This window comes from Streptomyces sp. NPDC005435 (assembly GCF_040703155.1).
GTDB lineage: Bacteria > Actinomycetota > Actinomycetes > Streptomycetales > Streptomycetaceae > Streptomyces.
In genome coordinates, this window is record NZ_JBEXEQ010000002.1 from 138,556 (window position 1) to 159,647 (window position 21,092).

At 73.9% G+C, this 21,092-nt stretch carries 15 protein-coding genes; 12 read left to right on the forward strand and 3 right to left on the reverse strand.

The features are described 5' to 3' along the window. The first annotated feature begins 218 nt into the window (after positions 1-218). The 4 genes from AB0898_RS03680 to nudC all read left to right on the forward strand — a co-directional run bounded on the left by AB0898_RS03680 (position 219) and on the right by nudC (position 10,022). A complete protein-coding gene (locus AB0898_RS03680) occupies positions 219-3,779 on the forward strand; it encodes an ATP-dependent DNA helicase (protein ID WP_366801169.1) in 3,561 nt (1,186 codons plus the stop codon). A gap of 133 nt (positions 3,780-3,912) precedes the next feature. Then, positions 3,913-7,512 carry an ATP-dependent DNA helicase gene (locus AB0898_RS03685; protein ID WP_366801170.1) on the forward strand — a complete coding sequence of 1,200 codons (3,600 nt, stop codon included), beginning with the start codon at positions 3,913-3,915 and terminating at the stop codon, positions 7,510-7,512. 10 nt (positions 7,513-7,522) lie between these two features. Then, complete coding sequence (locus AB0898_RS03690) at positions 7,523-8,923, forward strand: dipeptidase (protein WP_366801171.1); 1,401 nt, start codon at positions 7,523-7,525, stop codon at positions 8,921-8,923. A gap of 154 nt (positions 8,924-9,077) precedes the next feature. Next, positions 9,078-10,022, forward strand: a complete 945-nt coding sequence (gene nudC, locus AB0898_RS03695; protein WP_366801172.1) for an NAD(+) diphosphatase — start codon at positions 9,078-9,080, stop codon at positions 10,020-10,022. A gap of 100 nt (positions 10,023-10,122) precedes the next feature. Here nudC and AB0898_RS03700 read toward each other — a convergent pair whose 3' ends face one another. Next, a complete protein-coding gene (locus AB0898_RS03700) occupies positions 10,123-10,380 on the reverse strand; it encodes a mycoredoxin (RefSeq protein ID WP_018544379.1) in 258 nt (85 codons plus the stop codon). Between the two features lie 182 nt (positions 10,381-10,562). Here AB0898_RS03700 and AB0898_RS03705 point away from each other — a divergent pair, with 182 nt between their 5' ends. The 4 genes from AB0898_RS03705 (at position 10,563) to AB0898_RS03720 (ending at position 14,182) form a co-directional block, all read left to right on the forward strand. Then, the gene (locus AB0898_RS03705) at positions 10,563-12,818 is read left to right on the forward strand and encodes an ATP-dependent DNA helicase UvrD2 (RefSeq protein ID WP_366801173.1); all 2,256 of its coding nucleotides are present in this window, start codon (positions 10,563-10,565) and stop codon (positions 12,816-12,818) included. A gap of 169 nt (positions 12,819-12,987) precedes the next feature. After that, positions 12,988-13,308: a hypothetical protein gene (locus AB0898_RS03710; RefSeq protein ID WP_199585007.1), complete on the forward strand. Its 321-nt coding sequence runs from the start codon at positions 12,988-12,990 to the stop codon at positions 13,306-13,308. Between the two features lie 173 nt (positions 13,309-13,481). Next, positions 13,482-13,859 (forward strand): WhiB family transcriptional regulator, encoded by a 378-nt coding sequence (locus AB0898_RS03715; RefSeq protein WP_366801174.1) that lies wholly within the window; start codon positions 13,482-13,484, stop codon positions 13,857-13,859. Beyond that, positions 13,856-14,182, forward strand: a complete 327-nt coding sequence (locus tag AB0898_RS03720; protein ID WP_366801175.1) for a hypothetical protein — start codon at positions 13,856-13,858, stop codon at positions 14,180-14,182. Before AB0898_RS03715 ends, AB0898_RS03720 begins: the two co-directional genes overlap by 4 nt. Positions 14,183-14,296: 114 nt before the next feature. On the opposite strand, the gene AB0898_RS03725 is transcribed toward AB0898_RS03720, so the two are convergent. Continuing rightward, a complete protein-coding gene (locus AB0898_RS03725; RefSeq protein WP_366801176.1) occupies positions 14,297-15,679 on the reverse strand; it encodes an AarF/ABC1/UbiB kinase family protein in 1,383 nt (460 codons plus the stop codon). Beyond that, positions 15,672-16,919, reverse strand: a complete 1,248-nt coding sequence (locus AB0898_RS03730; RefSeq protein ID WP_366801177.1) for a ThiF family adenylyltransferase — start codon at positions 16,917-16,919, stop codon at positions 15,672-15,674. The genes AB0898_RS03725 and AB0898_RS03730 overlap by 8 nt, the downstream gene beginning before the upstream one ends. Before the next feature lie 270 nt (positions 16,920-17,189). Here AB0898_RS03730 and AB0898_RS03735 point away from each other — a divergent pair, with 270 nt between their 5' ends. The 4 genes from AB0898_RS03735 (at position 17,190) to AB0898_RS03750 (ending at position 21,021) form a co-directional block, all read left to right on the forward strand. Beyond that, complete coding sequence (locus AB0898_RS03735) at positions 17,190-17,801, forward strand: M48 family metallopeptidase (RefSeq protein WP_366801178.1); 612 nt, start codon at positions 17,190-17,192, stop codon at positions 17,799-17,801. Positions 17,802-17,924: 123 nt separating this feature from the next. After that, on the forward strand, positions 17,925-19,556 hold the full coding sequence (locus AB0898_RS03740) for a TerD family protein (protein WP_366801179.1): 1,632 nt from the start codon (positions 17,925-17,927) through the stop codon (positions 19,554-19,556). Positions 19,557-19,567: 11 nt separating this feature from the next. After that, entirely contained in the window at positions 19,568-20,248 is a 681-nt protein-coding gene (locus AB0898_RS03745; protein ID WP_366801180.1) for an AIM24 family protein, read from the forward strand. A 17-nt stretch (positions 20,249-20,265) separates the two neighbouring features. Continuing rightward, entirely contained in the window at positions 20,266-21,021 is a 756-nt protein-coding gene (locus tag AB0898_RS03750) for an AIM24 family protein (RefSeq protein WP_366801181.1), read from the forward strand. Positions 21,022-21,092 lie beyond the last annotated feature (71 nt).

Below are 21,092 nucleotides of genomic sequence, written 5' to 3' on the forward strand. Positions count from 1 at the left end.
GGACCCCCTACGGGACGTACCCGCCCCCCTACGGGACGTACCCGCCCCCCTACGGGACGTACCCGCCCCCTTACGGGACGTACCCCCCGAGTCCGGGAGGCACCGGGCACGTCCGAGGGATGGCGTACGTTCGTGGGGCGGGGGCTCCGCGCGTCGCGCGCGCCGCGTGCCTCCGCCCATCCGTACGACCACCAGGACCACCAGGACCGGCGAACCACTTGAGCTCCTCTTCCTCCACCGGGCGCCTGCCGCACCCCCAGGGGCGGCAGGCGGTCCGTGGCGCCTACCGACTGGTGCGTACCCCGCCCGCGCGGTTCGACCCCCCTCGCCTGGACGCCGGACAGCGCGCCGTGGTTGAGCACGACGCGGGACCGCTGCTCGTGCTCGCCGGGCCCGGCACCGGCAAGACCACCACCCTGGTCGAGTCCGTCGCCGCGCGCGTGGCCCGGGGCGGCGACCCCGACCGCGTCCTGGTGCTCACCTTCAGCCGCAAGGCCGCCGTAGAGCTGCGCGACCGGATGGCCCGGCGCATGGGTGCCGCCCGCGCGCCCCGCGCCACCACCTTTCACTCGTACTGCTACGCCCTCGTCCGCGCCCACCAGGACGCCGACCGCTTCGCCCAGCCGCTGCGCCTGCTCTCCGGACCCGAGCAGGACGTCACCGTGCGCGGACTGCTGGCCGGGCAGCCCGAGCTGGAACGGCTCGGCCTCGCGCACGTGCGCTGGCCCGACGACCTGCGCGCCTGCCTGACCACGCGCGGCTTCGCCGACGAGGTGCGCGCCGTCCTCGCGCGCACCCGCGAGCTGGGCCTCGGCCCCGACGCGCTGGACGCCTTCGCGCGCGGCATCGGCCGCCCCGACTGGCGCGCGGCCGCCGCCTTCCTCGCCGAGTACCTGGACGTCATCGACCTCCAGGGCGTCATCGACTACGCGGAACTCGTCCACCGCGCGGTGCTCCTCGCCGACCGCCCGGAGTACGCGGCGGACCTCGCCGCGCGGTACGACGCGGTGTACGTCGACGAGTACCAGGACACCGACCCCGCGCAGGTACGGCTGCTGCGCGCGCTGGCCGGCGGCGGGCGCACGCTGGTCGCCTTCGGCGACCCGGACCAGTCGATCTACACCTTCCGGGGCGCCGACGTGAACGGCATCCTCGACTTCCCCGAGGCCTTCCCGCGCGCGGACGGCGGCCCCGCCCCCGTCCAGGTGCTCGGCACCTCCCGCCGCAGCGGCGCGGACCTGCTCGCCGCGACCCGCCGCATCACCCAGCGGATGCCGCTGCGCCGGCTGCCCGCCGACAAGGTGCGCGCGCACCGCGAGCCGACGGCGGCGCGCGCGGGCGGCGGCGTCGAGGCGTACACCTACCCGACGCCCGGCACCGAGCTGGACAACATCGCCGACATCCTGCGCCGCGCCCACCTGGAGGACGGTGTCGCCTGGAGCGACATGGCCGTCCTGGTCCGCGCGGGCGCCAGCATCCCGGTGCTGCGCCGCGCCCTGACGGCGGCGGGCGTCCCCCTGGACACCGACGGCGACGACGTACCGCTGCGCCATGAACCGGCGGTGGCTCCGCTGCTGACGGCACTGAAGGTGGTGGCGACGGCGGAGGCGGGGTCGCCGTCCGGCGGGTCGGCGTCCGGCGGCGGAGCCGTGGCGGCCGCCGTCGACGGGGAGCAGCTTGCGGACGCGGCCGGGCGGCCCGTGACCGACGCCATGGACGCGGCCGGCGCGGCCGGCGTGGCCGACCCGGCGGAGCCGGCCGCCGCCCGCCCAGAGCCCGACGCGTCGGCGCGCACGGACGCGGGGGGACCGGCCGGTACGGCATCCGGCGCCGAAGCGGACCAGCCCGAGAACCCCCCCACCCCGGCGGCCCCAGCCCACCAGACCCCGCAAGCCCCCGGCGGGACCTGGCTGGACGCCGAGACCGCCCTCACCCTCCTCACCTCCCCCCTCGCCGGCATGGACGCCGCCGATCTCAGGCGGCTCGGGCGGGCGCTGCGGGAGGAGGAGCGGGCCGGCGGGAACCCCGTGCCGCCGCCCTCCGACGAGCTGCTGGCGCGCGCGCTCGCGGAGCCGGAGCGGCTGGCCGTGCACGACCCCGCGTACGCGCGCGGGGCGCAGCGGCTCGGCGCGCTGCTGCGCAAGGCGCGCACACGGCTCGCCGAGGGCGGTACGGCCGAGGAGGCGCTGTGGGACCTGTGGAACGGCACCCCGTGGCCCAGCCGTCTGGAGCGCGCCGCCCGGCGCGGCGGCGCGGCGGGCCGTAACGCCGACCGCGACCTGGACGCGGTGTGCGCGCTGTTCGCGACCGCCGCGCGCGCGGAGGAGCGCGTCGGCGGACGCGGCGCCCTCAACCTCCTGGAGGAGCTGGCGGCCGAGGACATCGCCGCCGACACGCTCACGCGCCGCGCCGTACGCCCCGACGCCGTGCGCCTGATGACCGCGCACCGCTCCAAGGGCCTGGAGTGGCGCCTGGTCGTCGTCGCCGGGCTCCAGGAGGGCGCCTGGCCCGACCTGCGCCGCCGCGGCTCCCTCCTGGAGGCCGACCGCATCGGCCGCGACGGACTCGCCGAACCGCTGACCCCCGGCGCGCTGCTCGCGGAGGAGCGCAGGCTGTTCTACGTCGCCGCCACGCGCGCGCGTGACCGGCTCGTCGTCACCGCGGTGAAGGGCGCGTCCGACGACGGCGACCAGCCCTCCCGCTTCCTGACCGAACTCGGCGCCGAGCCCCGCGACGTCACCGGGCGCCCGCGCCGCCCGCTGGCCGTGTCCGCGCTCGTGGCCGAGCTGCGCGCCACCACCGTCGACCCGGACGCCTCGCCCGCGCTCAGGGAGGCGGCCGCGCGCCGTCTGGCCCGCCTGGCGGCGCTCAGCGACGACGAGGGGCGCCCCCTGGTGCCCGCCGCGCATCCCGACCGCTGGTGGGGCATGTACGAGCCGACCGAGAGCAAGGTGCCGCTGCGCGACCGGGAGCAGCCCGTCGTGCTCTCCGGCAGCGCCCTGGACCAGCTCGCCAACACCTGCGCGCTCCAGTGGTTCCTGGGCCGCGAGGTGAAGGCCGCCGCGCCCGCGACCGTCGCCCAGGGCTTCGGCAACGTCGTGCACGTCCTGGCCGACGAGGTCGCCTCGGGCCGTACGCCCGCCGATCTCGACGTCCTCATGGAGCGCCTGGACTCGGTGTGGAACGCGCTCGCCTTCGACGCGCCATGGAAGTCCGCCCAGGAGAAGGACACCGCGCGCGCGGCCCTCGAACGCTTCCTGAACTGGCACGTCCTGGACCGCGCCACACGCACCCCGGTCGCCAGCGAGCAGGACTTCGACGTCACCCTGGAGGCGGGCGCGTACAAGGTCCGCATCCGGGGCCAGATGGACCGCGTGGAGGCGGACGGCGCGGGCCGCGCCTATGTCGTCGACTTCAAGACCGGCAAGAACGCCCCCACCTCCGCCGAGGTCGCCCACCACCCCCAGCTCGCCGTCTACCAGCTCGCCGTGGCCGAGGGCGCCGTGGACGACGCCTTCGGCGGCACCCGGCCCGAACCCGGCGGCGCCGAACTCGTCCAGCTCCGCCAGGGCGCGGCCAAGAAGGACGGCGGCGAGACTCAGCCCAAGGTGCAGACCCAGGAGCCGCTGTCGGGGGAGTGGGTCGGGGACCTGCTGGCCACCGCCGCCGGAAAGGTCCTGGACGAACGGTTCACCCCCGCCACCGGCCGCCAGTGCACCCACTGCGACTTCCGCGCCTCGTGCAGCGCCCGGCCGGAAGGGCGGCACGTGATCGAGTGACGGCGGCGCGCGTGACGACGGCAGGGCGAGCGAGGGCGCGTGAAGTGACGTACGGCACTCCACGCACCCCCTGAACTGCGCATACGTCGTCCCGCGCGCCCGGCTGTCGGTGTCCGCCGCTAGCCTCTGACGAATGTCCGCGCGCATCACCGACCCCGAGCAGCTCAAGGAGCTGCTCGGCATCCCCTTCACCCCGGAGCAGCTGGCCTGCATCATCGCGCCGCCCGCCCCGCAGGTGATCGTGGCCGGGGCCGGTTCGGGCAAGACGACGGTGATGGCCGCGCGCGTGGTCTGGCTGGTCGGCACCGGACAGGTCGCCCCCGAGCAGGTGCTCGGCCTGACCTTCACCAACAAGGCGGCCGGAGAACTCGCCGAGCGCGTCCGCAAGGCGCTGGTCAAGGCCGGGATCACCGACCCCGACGCGATCGACCCGGACAACCCGCCGGGCGAGCCGGTCATCTCGACGTACCACGCCTTCGCCGGACGGCTGCTCACCGACCATGGTCTGCGACTCGGCCTGGAACCCAGCTCCCGGCTGCTCGCCGACGCCACCCGCTACCAGCTCGCCGCGCGCGTGCTGCGCGAGGCGCCGGGCCCGTACCCCGCGCTCACCCGCTCCTTCGCGGACCTGGTCAGCGATCTGCTCGCACTCGACTCCGAGCTGTCCGAACACCTCGTGGACCCGGCGGACCTGCGCGCCTGGGACGCCGGCCTCCTGGAGACGCTCCAGGGGGTCAAACTCAGCAACGCCGACCTGCGCAAGGTCCCCGAGACCCTCGCCGCCCGCCGGGAACTGGCCGGGCTCGTCGAGCGCTACCGCGCCGCCAAACGCGAACGCGACCTGCTCGACTTCGGCGACCAGATCGCCCTGTCGGCCCGCCTCGCCGGCATCCCCGAGGTGGGCCGCGTGCTGCGCGAGGAGTTCCGGGTGGTCCTCCTGGACGAGTACCAGGACACCTCCGTCGCCCAGCGCGTGCTGCTCGCCGGACTCTTCGGCGCGGGCACCGGGCACCCCGTCACCGCCGTCGGCGATCCCTGCCAGGCCATCTACGGCTGGCGCGGCGCCTCCGTCGCCAACCTGGACGACTTCCCCGAGCACTTCGCCCACGCCGACGGCACGCCCGCGGGGCGCCGGGCGCTCAGTGAGAACCGCCGCAGCGGCGGCCGGCTGCTCGACCTCGCCAACGGTCTCGCCGAACCCCTGCGCGCCATGCACGAGGGCGTGGAGGCCCTGCGCCCGGCCCCGGGCGCCGAACGCGACGGCATGGTGCGCTGCGCCCTGCTGCCCACCCACGCCGAGGAGATCGCCTGGCTCGCGGACTCCCTCGCCCATCTGGTGCGCACCGGCACCCCGCCCGGCGAGATCGCCGTCCTGTGCCGCACGGCGGGCGACTTCGCGGAGATCCAGGGCGCGCTGGTCGCCCGGGACGTGCCGGTCGAGGTCGTCGGCCTCTCCGGGCTGCTGCACCTGCCCGAGATCGCCGACCTGGTCGCCGTCTGCGAGGTCCTCCAGGACCCCGGCGCCAACGCCGCCCTGGTCCGTCTGCTGACCGGCCCGCGCTGGAGCATCGGCCCCCGCGACCTCGCGCTCCTCGGCCGCCGCGCCCGGCTGCTCGTCGCCCACACGGACGCGGGCGGCGACGACCCCGACCGCAGGCTCGCCCAGGCCGTGGAGGGCGTGGACCCCGCCGAGGTCACCTCGCTCGCGGACGCGCTGGACACCTTCCTGGACGCGGGCGCCGACGACGACGGGCTGCCGTTCTCGCCGGACGCGCGCGTACGCTTCGCCCGGCTCGCCGCCGAACTGCGCGACCTGCGCCGCTCCCTGTCCGACCCGCTCATGGACGTCCTGCACCGGGTCCTCGCCGTCACCGGCCTTGAGGTGGAGCTGTCGGCCTCCCCGCACGCGCTCGCCGCCCGCCGCCGCGAGACCCTGGCCAACTTCCTCGACGTGGCCGCCTCCTTCGCCGCAGGCGACGGCGAGGCCACCCTGCTCGCCTTCCTCGGCTTCCTGCGCACCGCCGCGCAGTACGAGAAGGGGCTCGACAACGCCCTCCCCGGCGGCGAGAACACCGTCAAGGTGCTCACCGCGCACAAGTCCAAGGGCCTGGAGTGGGACGTGGTCGCCGTCCCCGGCCTGGTCACCGGCACCTTCCCCAGCGCCCAGGGCCGCGACAAGTGGACCGCACAGGCCAAGGTGCTCCCGCACGCCCTGCGCGGCGACACCGACACGCTGCCCGACGTGGACTCCTGGGACGCGAAGGGCATCAAGGGTTTCCACGAGTCCATGAAGGCGCACCAGCACACCGAGGAGCTGCGCCTCGGCTACGTCACCTTCACGCGCCCCCGCTCCCTCCTGCTCGGCTCCGGCCACTGGTGGGGACCCAGCCAGCAGAAGCCGCGCGGACCCTCCGACTTCCTCCAGGCGCTGCACGACCACTGCGCCGCCGGGTACGGCGAGACCGAGGCGTGGGCGGAGGAGCCCGCCGAGGGCGAGGAGAACCCCGCCCTGCACACGGCCGACGCCGACCAGGTGTGGCCGCTCCCGCTGGACCGGGCCGCCTTCGCACGCCGCCAGGAGGCCGCCCGGATCGTCCGCGCCCACCTGGACGCGCCGGCCGGGCCGCCGCCCGCGTACGAGGACCCCGAGTGGCCCACGGCGCCGGAGGACGAGGAACCGTACGAGCCCGCGTACGACGACCCGCCGTACGAGGAGGACCCCTACGGGCCGGGCCCTGAGGACCCCGAGAACCCCGGCGACTGGGAGCGGCTGAGCACCGAGCGCCCCCTGATCCCGCACCAGGCCCCCGCCCCCGAGGACACCGCGCCCCTGGGGGAGATCCCTGAGAAGACCCCGGTTTCCGAGGAGACCCCCGTTTCCGAGGTGACCCGGGTTTCCGAGGCGCCCCCCGCCCCGGAGGAGCCCCCGGCCTTCGACGACCCCCTGACCCCCGAGGAGGCCCGCACCCTCGCCTCCTGGGACCGCGACCTGGACGCGCTCGCCGCCGAGCTGCTGCGCGCCAGGCGCGCCGTCACGGACGTACCGCTGCCCGCCACGCTCACCGCCACCCAGGTGCTCCAGCTCGCGGAGGACCCGGACGGGCTCGCGCAGGAACTCGCGCGCCCCATGCCGCGCCCCCCGCGCCCGGCCGCACGCCGGGGCACCCGGTTCCACGCCTGGGTCGAGGCCCGCTTCGAGGAGCTGACCCTGCCCATGCTGGAGCCGGACGAGCTGCCCGGCGCCGACGCCGAGATCGCGGACGAGGCGGACCTCGAAGAGCTCAAGGCGGCCTTCGAGCGCACCGAGTACGCCCACCGCACCCCCTACCGCGCCGAGGTCCCCGTCCAGCTCTCGCTGGGGGGCCGGGTCGTACGCGGGCGGATCGACGCCGTCTACAAGGACGGCGAGGGTGACGCGGCGACGTACGAGATCCTCGACTGGAAGACCGGCCGCACCCAGAGCGCCGACCCCCTCCAGCTCGCCGTCTACCGGCTCGCCTGGGCCGAGCAGCAGGGCGTCCCGCCCGAGTCGGTCACGGCCGCGTTCCTGTACGTGCGCACCGGCGACGTCGTCCGTCCGGCGGACCTGCCCGGCCGCGCGGAGCTGGAACGGCTGCTGGGCGGGGAGAAGGCCTCCGGCGGCGAGGAGCTCCTCCGTGAGGAGGAGAAAGGGCCGGTCGGGGAAGCCGGGTGTGACGAACCGCCCGGAGAGGATGTCCGCGCGGGCCGATAGGCTCGTGCGTATGAGCCAGACCCCGGACAGCGCCGTCCACGCGTACATCGAGCGGCACCGCGCCGCCTTCCTCGACGATCTCGCCGCGTGGCTGCGCATCCCCTCGGTGTCGGCCCAGCCCGAGCGGGCCGAGGACGTGCGCCGCAGCGCCGACTGGCTCGCGGAGAAGCTCAGGGAGACCGGCTTCCCGGTCGCCGAGGTCTGGCCGACCCCCGGCGCCCCGGCGGTGTACGCCGAGTGGCCCTCGGACGACCCCGACGCCCCCACCGTCCTGGTCTACGGCCACCACGACGTGCAGCCCGCCGCCCGCGAGGACGGCTGGGACAGCGACCCCTTCGAGCCCGTCGTCCGCGACGGAAAGCTGTACGCGCGCGGTGCCGCCGACGACAAGGGCCAGGTGTTCTTCCACACACTCGGCGTCCGCGCCCACCTCGCCGCGACCGGCCGCACCGCCCCCGCCGTCAACCTGAAGCTGATCGTGGAGGGCGAGGAGGAGTCCGGCTCGCCGCACTTCCGCGCCCTGGTCGAGGAGCACGCCGGCCGGCTCGCCGCCGACGCCGTGATCGTCTCCGACACCGGCATGTGGTCCGCCGACACCCCCACCGTCTGCACCGGGATGCGCGGCCTCGCCGAGTGCGAGATCCGCCTGGAGGGGCCGTACCAGGACATCCACTCCGGCTCCTTCGGCGGCGCCGTGCCCAACCCGGCCACCGCCGTCGCCCGCCTGGTCGCCGCCCTCCACGACGACGAGGGCCGGGTGGCGATCCCGGGCTTCTACGACGGCGTGGTGGAGTTGACCGACCGCGAGCGCGAGCTGTTCGCGGAGCTGCCCTTCGACGAGGAGCGCTGGCTGCGCACCGCCAAGTCGCACGCCACCCACGGCGAGGCCGGCTACAGCACCCTGGAGCGGATCTGGGCCCGCCCGACGGCCGAGGTCAACGGCATCGGCGGCGGCTACCAGGGCGCCGGCAGCAAGACGGTCATCCCGTCCTCGGCCATGGTGAAGCTGTCCTTCCGCCTGGTCGCGGGCCAGGACCTCGGCCAGGTCGAGAAGGCCGTCCGCGCCTGGGCCGCCCACCAGGTGCCCGCCGGAATCCAGCTGGACATCCGCTTCAGCTCCGGCACGCGCCCGTGTCTGACCCCGCTGGACCACCCGGCGCTGCGCTCCCTCGTACGCGCCATGGAGCGCGCGTTCCAGGGCCCGGTCCGCTTCACCCGTGAGGGCGGTTCCGGACCCGCCGCCGACCTCCAGGAGGTCCTGGGCGCCCCGGTGCTCTTCCTCGGCATCTCGATCCCGTCCGACGGCTGGCACGCCCCGAACGAGAAGGTCGAGCTGGACCTCCTCCTCAAGGGCGTCGAGACCACCGCCTACCTGTGGAGCGACCTCGCCGAGAACGGGGTTGCCCCCTGACCGGCGGCCACGGCACCGGGCGTCCGCCCGCGCCGGGCACACTGGAAGGAACGCCCCGACCGCCCCACCGCACCCCAGCCGGTGCCCGCCGCCCTATGTCCCGCCGAACCGCCCGCCGAACCGAACCGTTCCATTGGGGGAGTTGGAAGCACCCGTGACCACCTGGACCGACCACACCGCCGACCGACCCATCTCGCTGACCGCCCCGAGCGGCATCGACCGCGCCGCCCACCACCGGCTCGACGAGGCCTGGCTCGCGGCGGCGTGGAGCCACCCCTCCACCCGCTGCTTCGTGGTCTCCGGCGGCCAGGTCCTCATCGACGAGACGCCCGACGGGCGCACCGAACTCGTCATGACGCCCTCCTTCGAGGCGCCGCTCACCGAGGCCCACCGCTACTTCCTGGGCGAGGACGAGGACGGCGTCAGCTACTTCGCCCTCCAGAAGGACTCCCTGCCCGGCCGCATCGACCAGTCCGCCCGGCCCGCCGGGCTGCGCGAGGCGGGGCTGCTGCTCTCCCCGCGCGACGCCGGGCTCATGGTGCACGCGGTCGGCCTGGAGAACTGGCAGCGCACCCACCGTTTCTGCTCCCGCTGCGGCGAGCGCACGGTCATCGCCGCCGCCGGGCACATCCGCCGCTGCCAGGCCTGCGGTGCCGAGCACTACCCGCGCACCGACCCGGCCGTGATCATGGCCGTCACCGACGAGCAGGACCGCATCCTGCTCGGCCGCCAGGTCCACTGGCCCGAGGGCCGCTTCTCCACGCTCGCCGGGTTCGTGGAGCCGGGCGAGTCCATCGAGCAGTCGGTGCGCCGCGAGGTCTTCGAGGAGGCGGGCATCACCGTCGGCCGCGTCGAGTACGTCGCCAGCCAGCCCTGGCCGTTCCCGTCCAGCCTCATGCTCGGCTTCTTCGCCCACGCCACCTCCACCGAGATCGACGCCGACGGCGACGAGATCGAGGAGGCCCGCTGGTTCTCCCGCGAGGAACTGGGCGAGGCCTTCGAGTCCGGCGAGGTCCTCCCGCCGTACGGCATCTCCATCGCCGCCCGCCTGATCGAGCTGTGGTACGGCAAGCCGCTGCCGACGCGGAGCGCGTTCTAGAAGGTCCGCGGACATACGAGAACCCCGGCCGCCCTCTGCGGGGACGGCCGGGGTTCTCGTATGTTTTTACGACTCCGTTTTTACGACTCTCACGCCCGGGTCAGGCGCCGAGCGCCTGCTTCACCTGGGCGAGGCTCGGGTTGGTCATCACGACCTCCTCGCCACCGGCGGCCGGGACGACGCGCACGGTCGGCACCGTCTGGTTGCCCCCGTTGGCCTTCTCCACGAACGCGGCGGACTCCGGGTCCTGCTCGATGTTGATCTCGGTGTAACCGATGCCCTCGCGGTCCAGCTGGCTCTTCAGCCGACGGCAGTAGCCGCACCACGTCGTGCTGTACATCGTCACAGTGCCCTGCATGGTCTCTCGCGCTCCTCAGGCAGCTCGGGAAGGGGTTCGTGCAGTGGGGCAACGCGCGAAAGCGGAGCGTAATTCCCGGCACCCCGGCGGCCACTGTGACACCCGCCGCATTAGTACGACCGCAGGGCCCCGCCTGTGGACAACGGACGCGGTCGTCCCGGGCGACCTGGCAGCATGGCTGTGTGACAGCAGCAACGCACTCCCCCCTCTTCCCGCGGACACCGGACTCGGCCGACGCGGTGCTGGAAGGGCTCGACCCCGAGCAGCGCGAGGTCGCCACCGCACTGCACGGGCCGGTGTGCGTGCTGGCCGGAGCGGGCACCGGCAAGACCCGCGCCATCACCCACCGCATCGCCTACGGGGTGCGCGCGGGCATCCTCCAGCCCTCCAGCGTGCTCGCCGTCACCTTCACCAACCGCGCCGCGGGCGAGATGCGCGGCCGGCTCCGCCAGCTCGGCGCCCAGGGCGTGCAGGCGCGCACCTTCCACTCCGCAGCCCTGCGCCAGCTCCAGTACTTCTGGCCGAAGGCGGTCGGCGGCTCCCTGCCCCGGCTGGTCGAGCGCAAGATCCAGCTCGTCGCCGACGCGGCCACCGCCTGCGGGCTCCGCCTGGACCGCAGCGAGCTGCGGGACGCCACCGCCGAGATCGAGTGGTGCAAGGTCACCCAGACCGTCCCCGCCGACTACGCGTACGCGGCCGCGAAGTCCGGCCGTGACACCCCCCGCGACCCCGCCGAGATCGCCCACCTCTACGCGGCCTACGAGAACCTCAAGAGCGCCCGCTCGGTCATCGACTTCGAGGACGTGCTCCTCCTGACCGTGGCCGTGCTCCAGGACCGGCACGACATCGCCGACCAGGTGCGCTCCCAGTACCAGCACTTCGTGGTGGACGAGTACCAGGACGTCAGCCCCCTCCAGCAGCGCCTGCTGGAGCTGTGGCTCGGCGACCGCGACAGCCTGTGCGTCGTCGGGGACGCCAGCCAGACCATCTACTCGTTCACGGGAGCAACGCCGGACCACCTCCTCGACTTCCGCGAGCGCCACCCCGGCGCCACCGTCGTCAAGCTGGTCCGGGACTACCGCTCCACGCCCCAGGTGGTCCGCCTCGCCAACGGCCTGCTCGCCCAGGCCCACGGCCGCGCCGCCGACCACCGCCTGGAGCTGATCTCCCAGCGCGGAGCGGGACCCGAGCCCGTCTACGTCGAGTACACCGACGAGCCCGCCGAGGCCGAGGGCGCCGCCCGCCGCATCCGCGAGCTGATCGACGCGGGCGTCCCGGCCGCCGAGATCGCCATCCTGTTCCGCACCAACTCCCAGTCCGAGACCTACGAGCAGGCCCTCGCGGACGCCGGGGTCCCCTACCAGCTGCGCGGCGCCGAGCGCTTCTTCGACCGGCCCGAGGTGCGCCGGGCCGGGACCGCCCTGCGCGCCGCCGCCCGCTTCGGCGGCAACGACTCCCTCCTCGACGAGGCCGTCGACCTGCCCTCCCAGGTGCGCGCCGTGCTCTCCGGCGAGGGCTGGACCGCCCAGCCCCCGGCCGGCTCCGGCGCCACCCGCGAGCGCTGGGAGTCGCTGGCCGCCCTCGCCCACCTCGCCCAGGACTTCGCCGCCGCCCACCCCGGCGCCGCCCTCTCCGACTTCGTAGCGGAGCTGGACGAGCGGGCCGGCGCCCAGCACGCCCCCACCGTCCAGGGCGTCACCCTCGCCTCCCTGCACGCGGCCAAGGGCCTGGAGTGGGACGCCGTCTTCCTGGTCGGCGTCGCCGAGGGCATGATGCCGATCACCTACGCCAAGACGGACGAGCAGATCGAGGAGGAACGCCGTCTCCTCTATGTCGGCGTCACCCGCGCGCGCGAACGGCTCCATCTCTCCTGGTCCCTCTCCCGCGCCCCCGGCGGCCGTGCCAACCGCAAGCCCAGCCGCTTCCTCGACGGGCTGCGCCCCGGCACCACCCCCACCGTCGGCCGTCCGGGCGCCGGCGCCCTCGGCGGTGTCGAACGCGGCACCGGCGGCACGGGAAGCGGTGGCGGCGGCGGTGTCCTGGCCGTCCCCCGGCGCACCCAGCGCTCCCCGGCCCGCTGCCGGGTCTGCGGCCGCACGCTCACCGACGCGGGCGAGATGAAGCTGATGCGCTGTGAGGACTGCCCCTCCGACATGGACGAGGGACTGTACGAACGGCTCAGGGAATGGCGCGCGGCCGAGGCCGGGCTCAGCGGACAGCCGGACTTCTGCGTCTTCACCGACCGCACCCTCATCGCCATCGCCGAGACCTGCCCGGACACCCCGGCCGAACTGTCCCGCATCCCCGGCGTCCTGGACCGCAAACTGCGCCGCTACGGCGCCGACGTCCTGGCCATCTGCGCGGGCGCCGACCTGGCGCCGGAGCCGGGGCGAGACCCCCTCGACGGCCCGGAGAACACGGCGGATGACGCGCGTTGACGACTGATACGAACTCGTCGAAAAAATAGTTTGCGCACGCCCCGCGAATCCCCATAGGTTCTAGACACGGAAACGGCGGCCTTCTCGAAGGCTGTGATTCCGTGCTGTACTTACATATCCGACGGACCGGTTCACCGGTCCCCCAAGGCGCCGAAAGGAGGCGAGTCCCGTGATCAGCATCAACACCAGCATCCTCAGCAGCTCGGCCAAAATGACCGATCGCTCGACCGTCTCCCTGTGCATGTTCGGCGCCTTCACCCAGGGCACCGGTGTGTCCGGCATTCCCGCCGGTCGCCCCGCCTCCGCCCTGTCCCTCGCGGGTCTCCCTGTCCGCGAGCGCAATGAGCGACCGACCAAGGCACTGGAAGCGGTAGAGGCACAGGCACACGCCTATGCCTTCGCGGCCGGTGCCGGATTCCAGCAGCAGACGACGCAGCACCACCTGATGTGGGCCTTCCGTGGGCCAGAACCCTGGAGTGATCCAGCCTGACAGTCGATCAGGCCGGCGCCTTCAGGGCCGCGGAACCCCACCCGGGTACCGCGGCCCTTCTGTTTTCCCCGAACGGGGTCGACGGAGCGAAGGGGCCTCGGGACAAGGAACGACCCGGTACCCAGCCGACAACCGGTCAACCGGCCGGAACGAAAAGACGAGGAAGACACCCCGTGCAACTCGAAGCGCACGCCCCGTCCGTACCGCCCTCACAAACGCTCCCCCCGCCCGGCTCCACGGAGGACCCCGCTTTGTTCCCCCTCACCGCGCTCACCACGCTCACCGCGCTCGACGACGCCATCGAGAGCCTCGGCACCCCCGTCCCCTGCCGGTCCTACGACCCGGAGGTCTTCTTCGCCGAGTCCCCGGCGGACGTGGAGTACGCCAAGTCCCTCTGCCGCACCTGCCCGCTGGTCGAGGCCTGCCTCGCCGGCGCCAAGGAGCGTCGCGAGCCCTGGGGCGTCTGGGGCGGGGAGCTGTTCGTCCAGGGTGTCGTCGTGGCCCGCAAGCGCCCCCGTGGCCGTCCGCGCAAGAACCCGGTCACGGCATGAACACCCCAGGAACGATCGACCGCCCCCTCACGCACGACCCCATGAAGCAGGCCCCGATGAAGACGTCCGCAGACGAGCCCATGCGCTCCGCGACCCCAGACCTCAGCACCCACGGCGTGACCGGTTCGCGCCAGAAGAACAGGACCCGAGAGATGCAACTCATCCCAGAAGCCCTCGCCCGTGCGCATATGCACGAGCGCCTGCAGGAGGCCGAGCGGCAGCGCCAGGCCGCGCGCCTGGCCACCGCCCGGCGGATGCAGCGCCGGGCCGAGCGCGCCTCGCTGCGTGCCCGGCGGGCGCTCGCCATGGCCGTCATGCAGTAGGCGCACACCCCAGGCAGCACACCCGAAGTGGTGGCCTCCCCCTCCCGGGGAGGCCGAGCCTTCCGCCCCGCGGGGGCCGGTCCGTCCGACGGACCGGCCCCCGCGGCGCGTCCGTCACGCCTCGTCCGCGGTCTCCTCCAGGGCCTCGTCCACAGGCTCGTCCTCCATCTCCACGAACCCGGGCAGCCAGTCCTCCAGCTCCTGCCGCAGCCGCACGGTCGCGCCCAGCTGGCAGAGCACGCCGATGGTGCTGAGGGTCACGCGGTGTATCAGGAGGTAGGCGGGCGGCAGGTTGAGCCGCTTGCCGAGCTGGTAGGCGGGGGAGCGGGGGTCGGCGACCCGCCCCGCCTGGCCGCGCATCCAGGAGCGGGTGAAGGTGAAGGCGTCCACCCGGGCCGGCTCGATGATCGGCAGCAGATAGTCGAGCACCGCGTCGGGGTCCAGGTCGATGGACTCCTTGATGAACCCCTCGCCGCACAGCAGCCGGTAGACACGGTCGGCGTCACCGTCGAGCGTCAGCCGCAGCGAGATGCCGATCGGCAGGGGCAGCCCGCCGGAGAGCCGGTCGACCGTGCCGAAGTCCAGCACGCCCAGGCGCCAGTCGTCCTCGCCCTCCGGGCCGCCCGGCAGCAGCCGGAAGTTGCCCGGGTGCGGATCGGCGTGCAGCAGACCGGTGCGGGCCGGGCCGGAGAAGAGAAAACGGGCCAACAACTGCCCGGCGCGGTCGCGCTGCTCCGGGGTGCCGTCCGAGATGATCTCCGACAGCGGGATGCCGTCGATCCACTCGGTGACCAGCACCTGCTCGCACTGGTGCACCACCGCGGGAACCAGCACGTCGGGGTCGTCCGCGAACTCCGCCGCGTGCGCGGCCTGCGCCTGGGCCTCCAGCGCGTAGTCCAGCTCCTCGGAGACGCGGTCCCGCAGCTCCGTGATCAGCGGCTTGATGTCCATGCCCGGGATGAGCGGCCCCAACAGCCGCGCGAACCGGCTGAGTTGGCTCAGGTCGGAGAGCAGCGCCTCGCCCGCGCCCGGGTACTGCACCTTGACCGCCACCTCGCGGCCGTCGTGCCACACCGCCCGGTGCACCTGGCCGATGGAGGCCGCGGCCGCCGGCTTGTCCTCGAATTCGAGGAACAGCTCCCGCCACTGCTCGCCGAGCCGCTCCTCGAGCACGGCGTGCACCGTGCGGGTCGGCATCGGCGGGGCGGCCTCCTGGAGCTTGGTCAGCGCGGCACGGTAGGGACCGGCGACCTCCTCGGGCAGCGCGGACTCGAAGACGGACAGGGCCTGCCCGAACTTCATCGCGCCGCCCTTCAGCTCGCCGAGCACCTTGAAGAGCTGTTCGGCCGTGCGCTGCTGGAGCTCGCGGCCGACGATCTCCGCCGACTCGCCCACGATCCGCTTGCCCAGCCCCCACGTCGCCCGGCCGGCGAAGCCGAGCGGGAGCGCGGCGAGCTTGGCGGTCCGGGTGACCGCCTTCCGGGGAAGATCAGACATGCGCCCTCCAAGTCCCTGTCGGCCCCGCCGCGCCCGACTCGCGTCGTCGCCCGGCCGACGGCCGTTGCACCGCCATTGTCGCGCGCGGCACCCCGCCGGCTGAGGAGTGCTCCCCCTTTGCGGCTCCCTTTCCCTTCCCTTTTCCTTTCTCCACCGCGCCGCACGCGCATGCCGGGTGCGCGGGGACCGGCCGAGAGTGCCAGGTCAGAGCGGGCAGGGACGCCTCCCAGCGGGTCCCGGCGCTGGACGGGGACCCGCCGTCGAGGAAAGTCAGGGCGTGCGCCGCGGCGAGTCCGGCCACCGCGACGGCCAGCGTGAGATCACAGGCGCCCACCCGGCGCGCCGCACCGCACCGCCACTGGGTGACCAGGCGCGGCCACGCGGGGTCACCGTCCGTGCGCTCCTCGTGCAGACAGCCCGCGCAGCTCGTCTCCCCGGGCAGGACCAGCGGACCGACCACACCCGTGCCCTCCACCACCCCGGCATACAGGTGCGGTGTCCCGGAGGCCATCAGCCGCTCGGTGGTGAACGGGTCGGGGGCGTGCACGGCCACCTCGTCGCGCGGCGCGACGATCACCAGGGACAGGCCCGCCTCCGCCGTCGCGGGCCCGGCCGACGGGGAGGCGCGGGACCGGCGCGGCGGGCGGTCCGGGGCCGCGCGGCGTACGGCAGCCCGCGCCGCCTCGTCCCGGCGCTCGCCCACCGACTCGGCCGGCAGCCCGCCCGGCGCCACGTCCCACGGCTCCACGCGCCCCACGTCCCGCACGTCGACCTCGCCCACCCCGGCACCGGACAGCAGCGCGGCCAGCACCGCCCCGACCCTGCCCGCCCCGTGCACCCGCACCCGCAGCGAACGGCGGGCGGCGAGCAGTCCGAGAGCGGCGCCGGGACGTGAGGTGGACAGCGACAGCGAGGCGAGGTCGGGACGCAGCCGGTCCAGCGCGTCCCCTCTCTCCCGCAGCGCCTCCGCGTCCGCCGCACCGCCCCGGGGGTCGTCGAGCAGCCCCGCCCGGCCGAGCCTTCGCAGCAGGGCGTCCACATGCCCCTCGGACAGCTCCATGCGGCGCCCCTCCTCGCGCAGCAGCGGCAGCCCCCGGGTGCCGTTGAGCAGCCGCAGGAAGCTGCCCGTGGCCGGGTCCACCGGGCCCAGCGTGATCGCGTGGGCCGGCGTCATGCCGAACTGCACGGTGTTCAGATCGCGCCAACCCTGGCGCAGTGCCGGCTTCACCATCGGATGCATCACAGTCCCCCGTCGCCCTTCGCGTCGCACACGTCCGTCCCGGCGGGGCCGGCCGGGCTCCGCCTTCGAACGCCAGCATGGCCGGATTCCCGGAAACGTGACGGGAGTTGTCCACAGGCGCGGGGTGATGGTCGTACAAGCATTCCGCAAGCGGATCATCCGTCACCCCGAACGGGCATAATGCGCATATAGGATTTCAGGTCTTTGGGAGTCCGGTATCCGGCCGCCGGGAGGGGGACTTCGGCGGGGCCCAGCGGGTACCGTCGAGGCGTGCCCGCCGAACCGTCCCCCCGTGCCGGACAGCCGCCGCGCGGCGCGCCCGACCCGTCGCCGGACGGCCCCGCGGCGCGTGCGATCGAGGCGCGTGCGATCGAGGTCCGCCGGAGCGCCCGGCGCCGCCGCACGGTCTCCGCGTACCGCGAGGGCGACCGCACCGTCATCCTCATCCCCGCCCGGATGTCCGAGGCGGAGGAGCGGCGCTGGGTGACCGTCATGCTCGACAAGCTCGCCGCCCAGGAGAACAAGCGGGTGCCGGGCGACGCCGAACTGACCGCGCGCGCCGAGCGGCTGTCGGCGCAGTACTTCGACGGCCGGGCCCGCCCCGCCTCCGTGCGCTGGGTCACCAACCAGAACACCCGCTGGGGTTCGTGCACCCCGGCCGAGGGCAGCATCCGGCTCTCGCACCGGCTGAAGGGGATGCCGGAGTACGTCGTCGACTACGTCCTCTGCCACGAGCTGGCCCATCTGCTGGTGCCCGGTCACGGCGCCGACTTCTGGCGGCTGTTGGAGTCCTACCCGCGCACCGAGCGCGCCCGCGGCTACCTCGAAGGAGTCGTCGCGGCCGCCCGGCTGCCGCACGTCCCCGGCGCGCGCGGTGAGTGAACGGCGCGTGTGAGAACCGCGCCGCGGTTGTGTACCGGGTCGGTACCGGCTACGCCCATTGTCGGTATTTGCCGTTAGCCTGGCGCGACGCACTCGCTTCGGGATGGGGGACGGTCGTTACGCATGGCCAGGGAATTCCAACGCGGCCACAAGGCCAGGATCAGTGACCTCACGGCGGGCACGGATCTGTACGTGGGTGTGCAGATCTCCGCTCCCGGACTGACCTTCGACATCAGCTGCTTCGGACTGGACGCGGACGAGCGCCTCTCCGACGACCGGTACTTCGTCTTCTTCAACCAGCCGAAGTCACCGGAGGAGTCCATCCAGCTCCTCGGCGCCCAGGCGGGCGACACCGAGTCCTTCCGCGTCACGCTCGACCGGATTCCGGCCGGCGTCCACAAGCTGTCCTTCACCGCGACCATCGACGGCGACGGCCGGATGTCCCAGGTGGCCCCCGGCTATCTGCGCATCGTGGCGGGCGGCGAGGAGGTCGCGCGGTACTCCTTCACCGGCGCCGAGTTCTCCACCGAACGCGCCGTGATGCTCGGGGACATCTACCTCAAGGACGTCTGGCGGTTCGCCGCGGTCGGCCAGGGCTTCGACGGCGGCCTCGACGCGCTGCTGAAGAACTTCGGCGGCGAGGTGCTGGAGGAGGAGACCCCGGCCGCGCCCGCGCCGCCGGCCGCCGCCCCCGGCTTCGCCCCGCCCGCCTTCGCCGTCCCGTCGGCCCCGGCCCCCGCCGCGGCTCCGGCACCGGCTTCGGCGCCCGCGCCCGCCCCGGCCCCGCCGGCCCCCGCGCCCCAGGGCTTCGCCCCGCCCCCGGCGCCCGAACCGAACGTGCACGGCGCCCCGACGGTCGTCGCGCCCCTGACGGCCCCGCCCGCCGGCACGGTCCCGCCGCCCGCCCCGGCCCCCGCGCCCTACGGCGCGCCGCAGCAGCCGTACGGCACCCCGGGCGCCCCGGCCGCCCCCGGCGCCCCCCTGCCCCCGGGCTACGGCACCCAGCCCGGCGCCCCCCAGCCGCCCGGCCACGCGCAGGTCCCCGGCCAGCAGACCGCCCCGTACGGCGTGCCGCAGGGCGCTCCGCGGGGCGGCGCCGGAGTCGGCGCGGCCCTCCAGATGTACAAGGAGGCGCCCACCGGGCAGCGCTGGACCCAGCAGAACAAGAAGCTGGTCCGTGTCGACCTGGGCGTCGCAGGCCAGCCGGTGCTGGCCCGCCAGGGCAGCATGGTGCTCTACCAGGGCAAGGTCGACTTCGCCTACAAGGGCGCCGGATTCGCCGGCCGTATCGTCGGCAACGCCACCGGCCAGGAGATGCAGCTGATGCGCTGCACCGGCCAGGGCCAGGTCTTCCTCGCCGACGACTCCACCTATCTCCACCCGGTCGAGCTCCAGGGCGACGCGATCTGCGTCTCCGCCGAGAACGTCCTCGCCTTCGACGAGAGTCTCCAGTACGAGGTCCGCCGCATCGAGGGCCACGGCATCCCCGGCGGCGCGCTGTTCACCATGCAGTTCCAGGGCACCGGCACCATCGTCGTCAAGACGCACGGCGTCCCGGTCGTGCTGCCGGTGACGCCCACGACCTTCGCCGACTGCCACGCGGTGGTCGCCTGGTCGGCGGGCGCGCAGGTGATCGTCTCCAGCCAGGTCCGGATGCGCCGCAACGCCTACGCGGGCGACACCGGGGAGAGCGTGAACCTCCAGTTCCGGGGCGCCCCCGGCAACTTCATCGTCGTCCAGCCGTACGAGGTCTGAGGGAGCCCGACATGTACCAGCCGCTCGCGGGCCACGCCCCCGCACCCGTCACCGCCCGCATGGAGAACCACGGCGGCCAGATGCTGAAGGTCGCCATGCAGACCGGCAACGACCTTCTCGCGCGCGTGGGTTCGATGATCTCCTACGAGGGGTTCATCCAGTACGAGCCCAACCCGCCCGCCGTCCGCCAGATCGCCCGCGACTGGATGACCGGCGAGGGCGCTCCGCTGATGAAGTGTTCCGGCGACGGACTGCTCTACCTCGCCGACTACGGCGCCGACGTGGTCGTCGTCAACCTCGACGGCGACGGCATCTCCGTCAACGCCACCAATCTGCTCGCCTTCGACGCGCATCTGACGTGGGGCGTCGAACGGGTCAAGGGCATGGCCAAGTTCGCCGGACAGGGCCTGTGGAACACCCGGATCTCCGGCCAGGGCTGGGTCGCGCTCACCTCGCGCGGCACGCCGATCGTCGTCGACTGCGGCGGCGGCGAGGACGAGACCTACGTCGACCCGGACGCGCTCGTGGCCTGGTCCCCGAACCTCAAGGTGAAGGGCAAGCGCAGCTTCAAGGCCCAGTCGCTGATCGGCCGGGGCAGCGGCGAGGCCTACCAGCTGGCCTTCTCCGGCCAGGGCATCGTCGTCGTCCAGCCCAGCGAGGACAGCACCGACCGCCTCCGGTTCCGGGGCTGAGGGGGAGCAGACACACCATGCAGAGCCCGCTTTTCGCGTACAACGACGTCCAGACCCAGGAGCGCTGGAGCCTGCAGAACCAGCAGATGCTCCGCGTCACCCTGGAGGGCCACGACGACCTCCTCGCCCGCAAGGGCTCCATGGTCGCCTACCAGGGCCTGGTCGAGTTCGACGCCGAGTACCGCACCCAGGGGCAGCGCCGCGCGCGTGCCCACACCGGCGAGGGCCTGGACCTGATGCGCTGTCACGGCCAGGGCACGGTCCACCTCGCCAACCTCGCCCAGCACGTCCACCTCCTGGACGTCGAGCCGGAGGGCCTGACGGTCGACAGCGCCTACGTCCTCGCCATGGACTCCACGCTGCACCACGAGATCATCGCCGTGGACAGCCTCTACGGCATCTCCGGCTCGGGGAAGTACCAGCTCAACATCACCGGACGCGGCAAGGTCGCCCTCATGACCTCCGGCGCGCCGCTGCTGATGCAGGTGACACCCGACAGGTACGTCAACTGCGACGCGGACGCCATCGTCGCCTGGTCCACCTCGCTGCGGGTGCAGATGCAGGCCCAGACGCACTCCTCCGGGGTGTGGCGGCGGCGCGCCAGCACCGGTGAGGGCTGGGAGCTGAGCTTCATGGGCTCCGGGTTCGCGCTCGTGCAGCCCAGCGAGCTGATGCCGCCGCAGCACGCGCGGATCGGCGGCGGGGTCGCCGCCCAGTTCGGCATGGGCCAGCAGGGCGCGCGCGGGCAGAACCAGGGCAACGTCTGGGGCTGACCGCGGCGGCGGAAATGCGGTCGGCACGAACGTAAGGGGCTCCCGCCATAGCGGGCGCCCCTTACACGTTC

Bases quoted from the DNA above. Each gene is read 5' to 3' on its own strand.
- AB0898_RS03700 (WP_018544379.1), bottom strand. From the start codon at position 10,380: ATGCAGGGCACTGTGACGATGTACAGCACGACGTGGTGCGGCTACTGC.
- AB0898_RS03745 (WP_366801180.1), top strand. From the start codon at position 19,568: ATGTACCAGCCGCTCGCGGGCCACGCCCCCGCACCCGTCACCGCCCGC.
- AB0898_RS03690 (WP_366801171.1), top strand. From the start codon at position 7,523: ATGAGCCAGACCCCGGACAGCGCCGTCCACGCGTACATCGAGCGGCAC.
- AB0898_RS03740 (WP_366801179.1), top strand. From the start codon at position 17,925: ATGGCCAGGGAATTCCAACGCGGCCACAAGGCCAGGATCAGTGACCTC.
- AB0898_RS03725 (WP_366801176.1), bottom strand. From the start codon at position 15,679: ATGTCTGATCTTCCCCGGAAGGCGGTCACCCGGACCGCCAAGCTCGCC.
- AB0898_RS03685 (WP_366801170.1), top strand. From the start codon at position 3,913: ATGTCCGCGCGCATCACCGACCCCGAGCAGCTCAAGGAGCTGCTCGGC.
- AB0898_RS03730 (WP_366801177.1), bottom strand. From the start codon at position 16,919: ATGCATCCGATGGTGAAGCCGGCACTGCGCCAGGGTTGGCGCGATCTG.
- AB0898_RS03720 (WP_366801175.1), top strand. From the start codon at position 13,856: ATGAACACCCCAGGAACGATCGACCGCCCCCTCACGCACGACCCCATG.
- AB0898_RS03750 (WP_366801181.1), top strand. From the start codon at position 20,266: ATGCAGAGCCCGCTTTTCGCGTACAACGACGTCCAGACCCAGGAGCGC.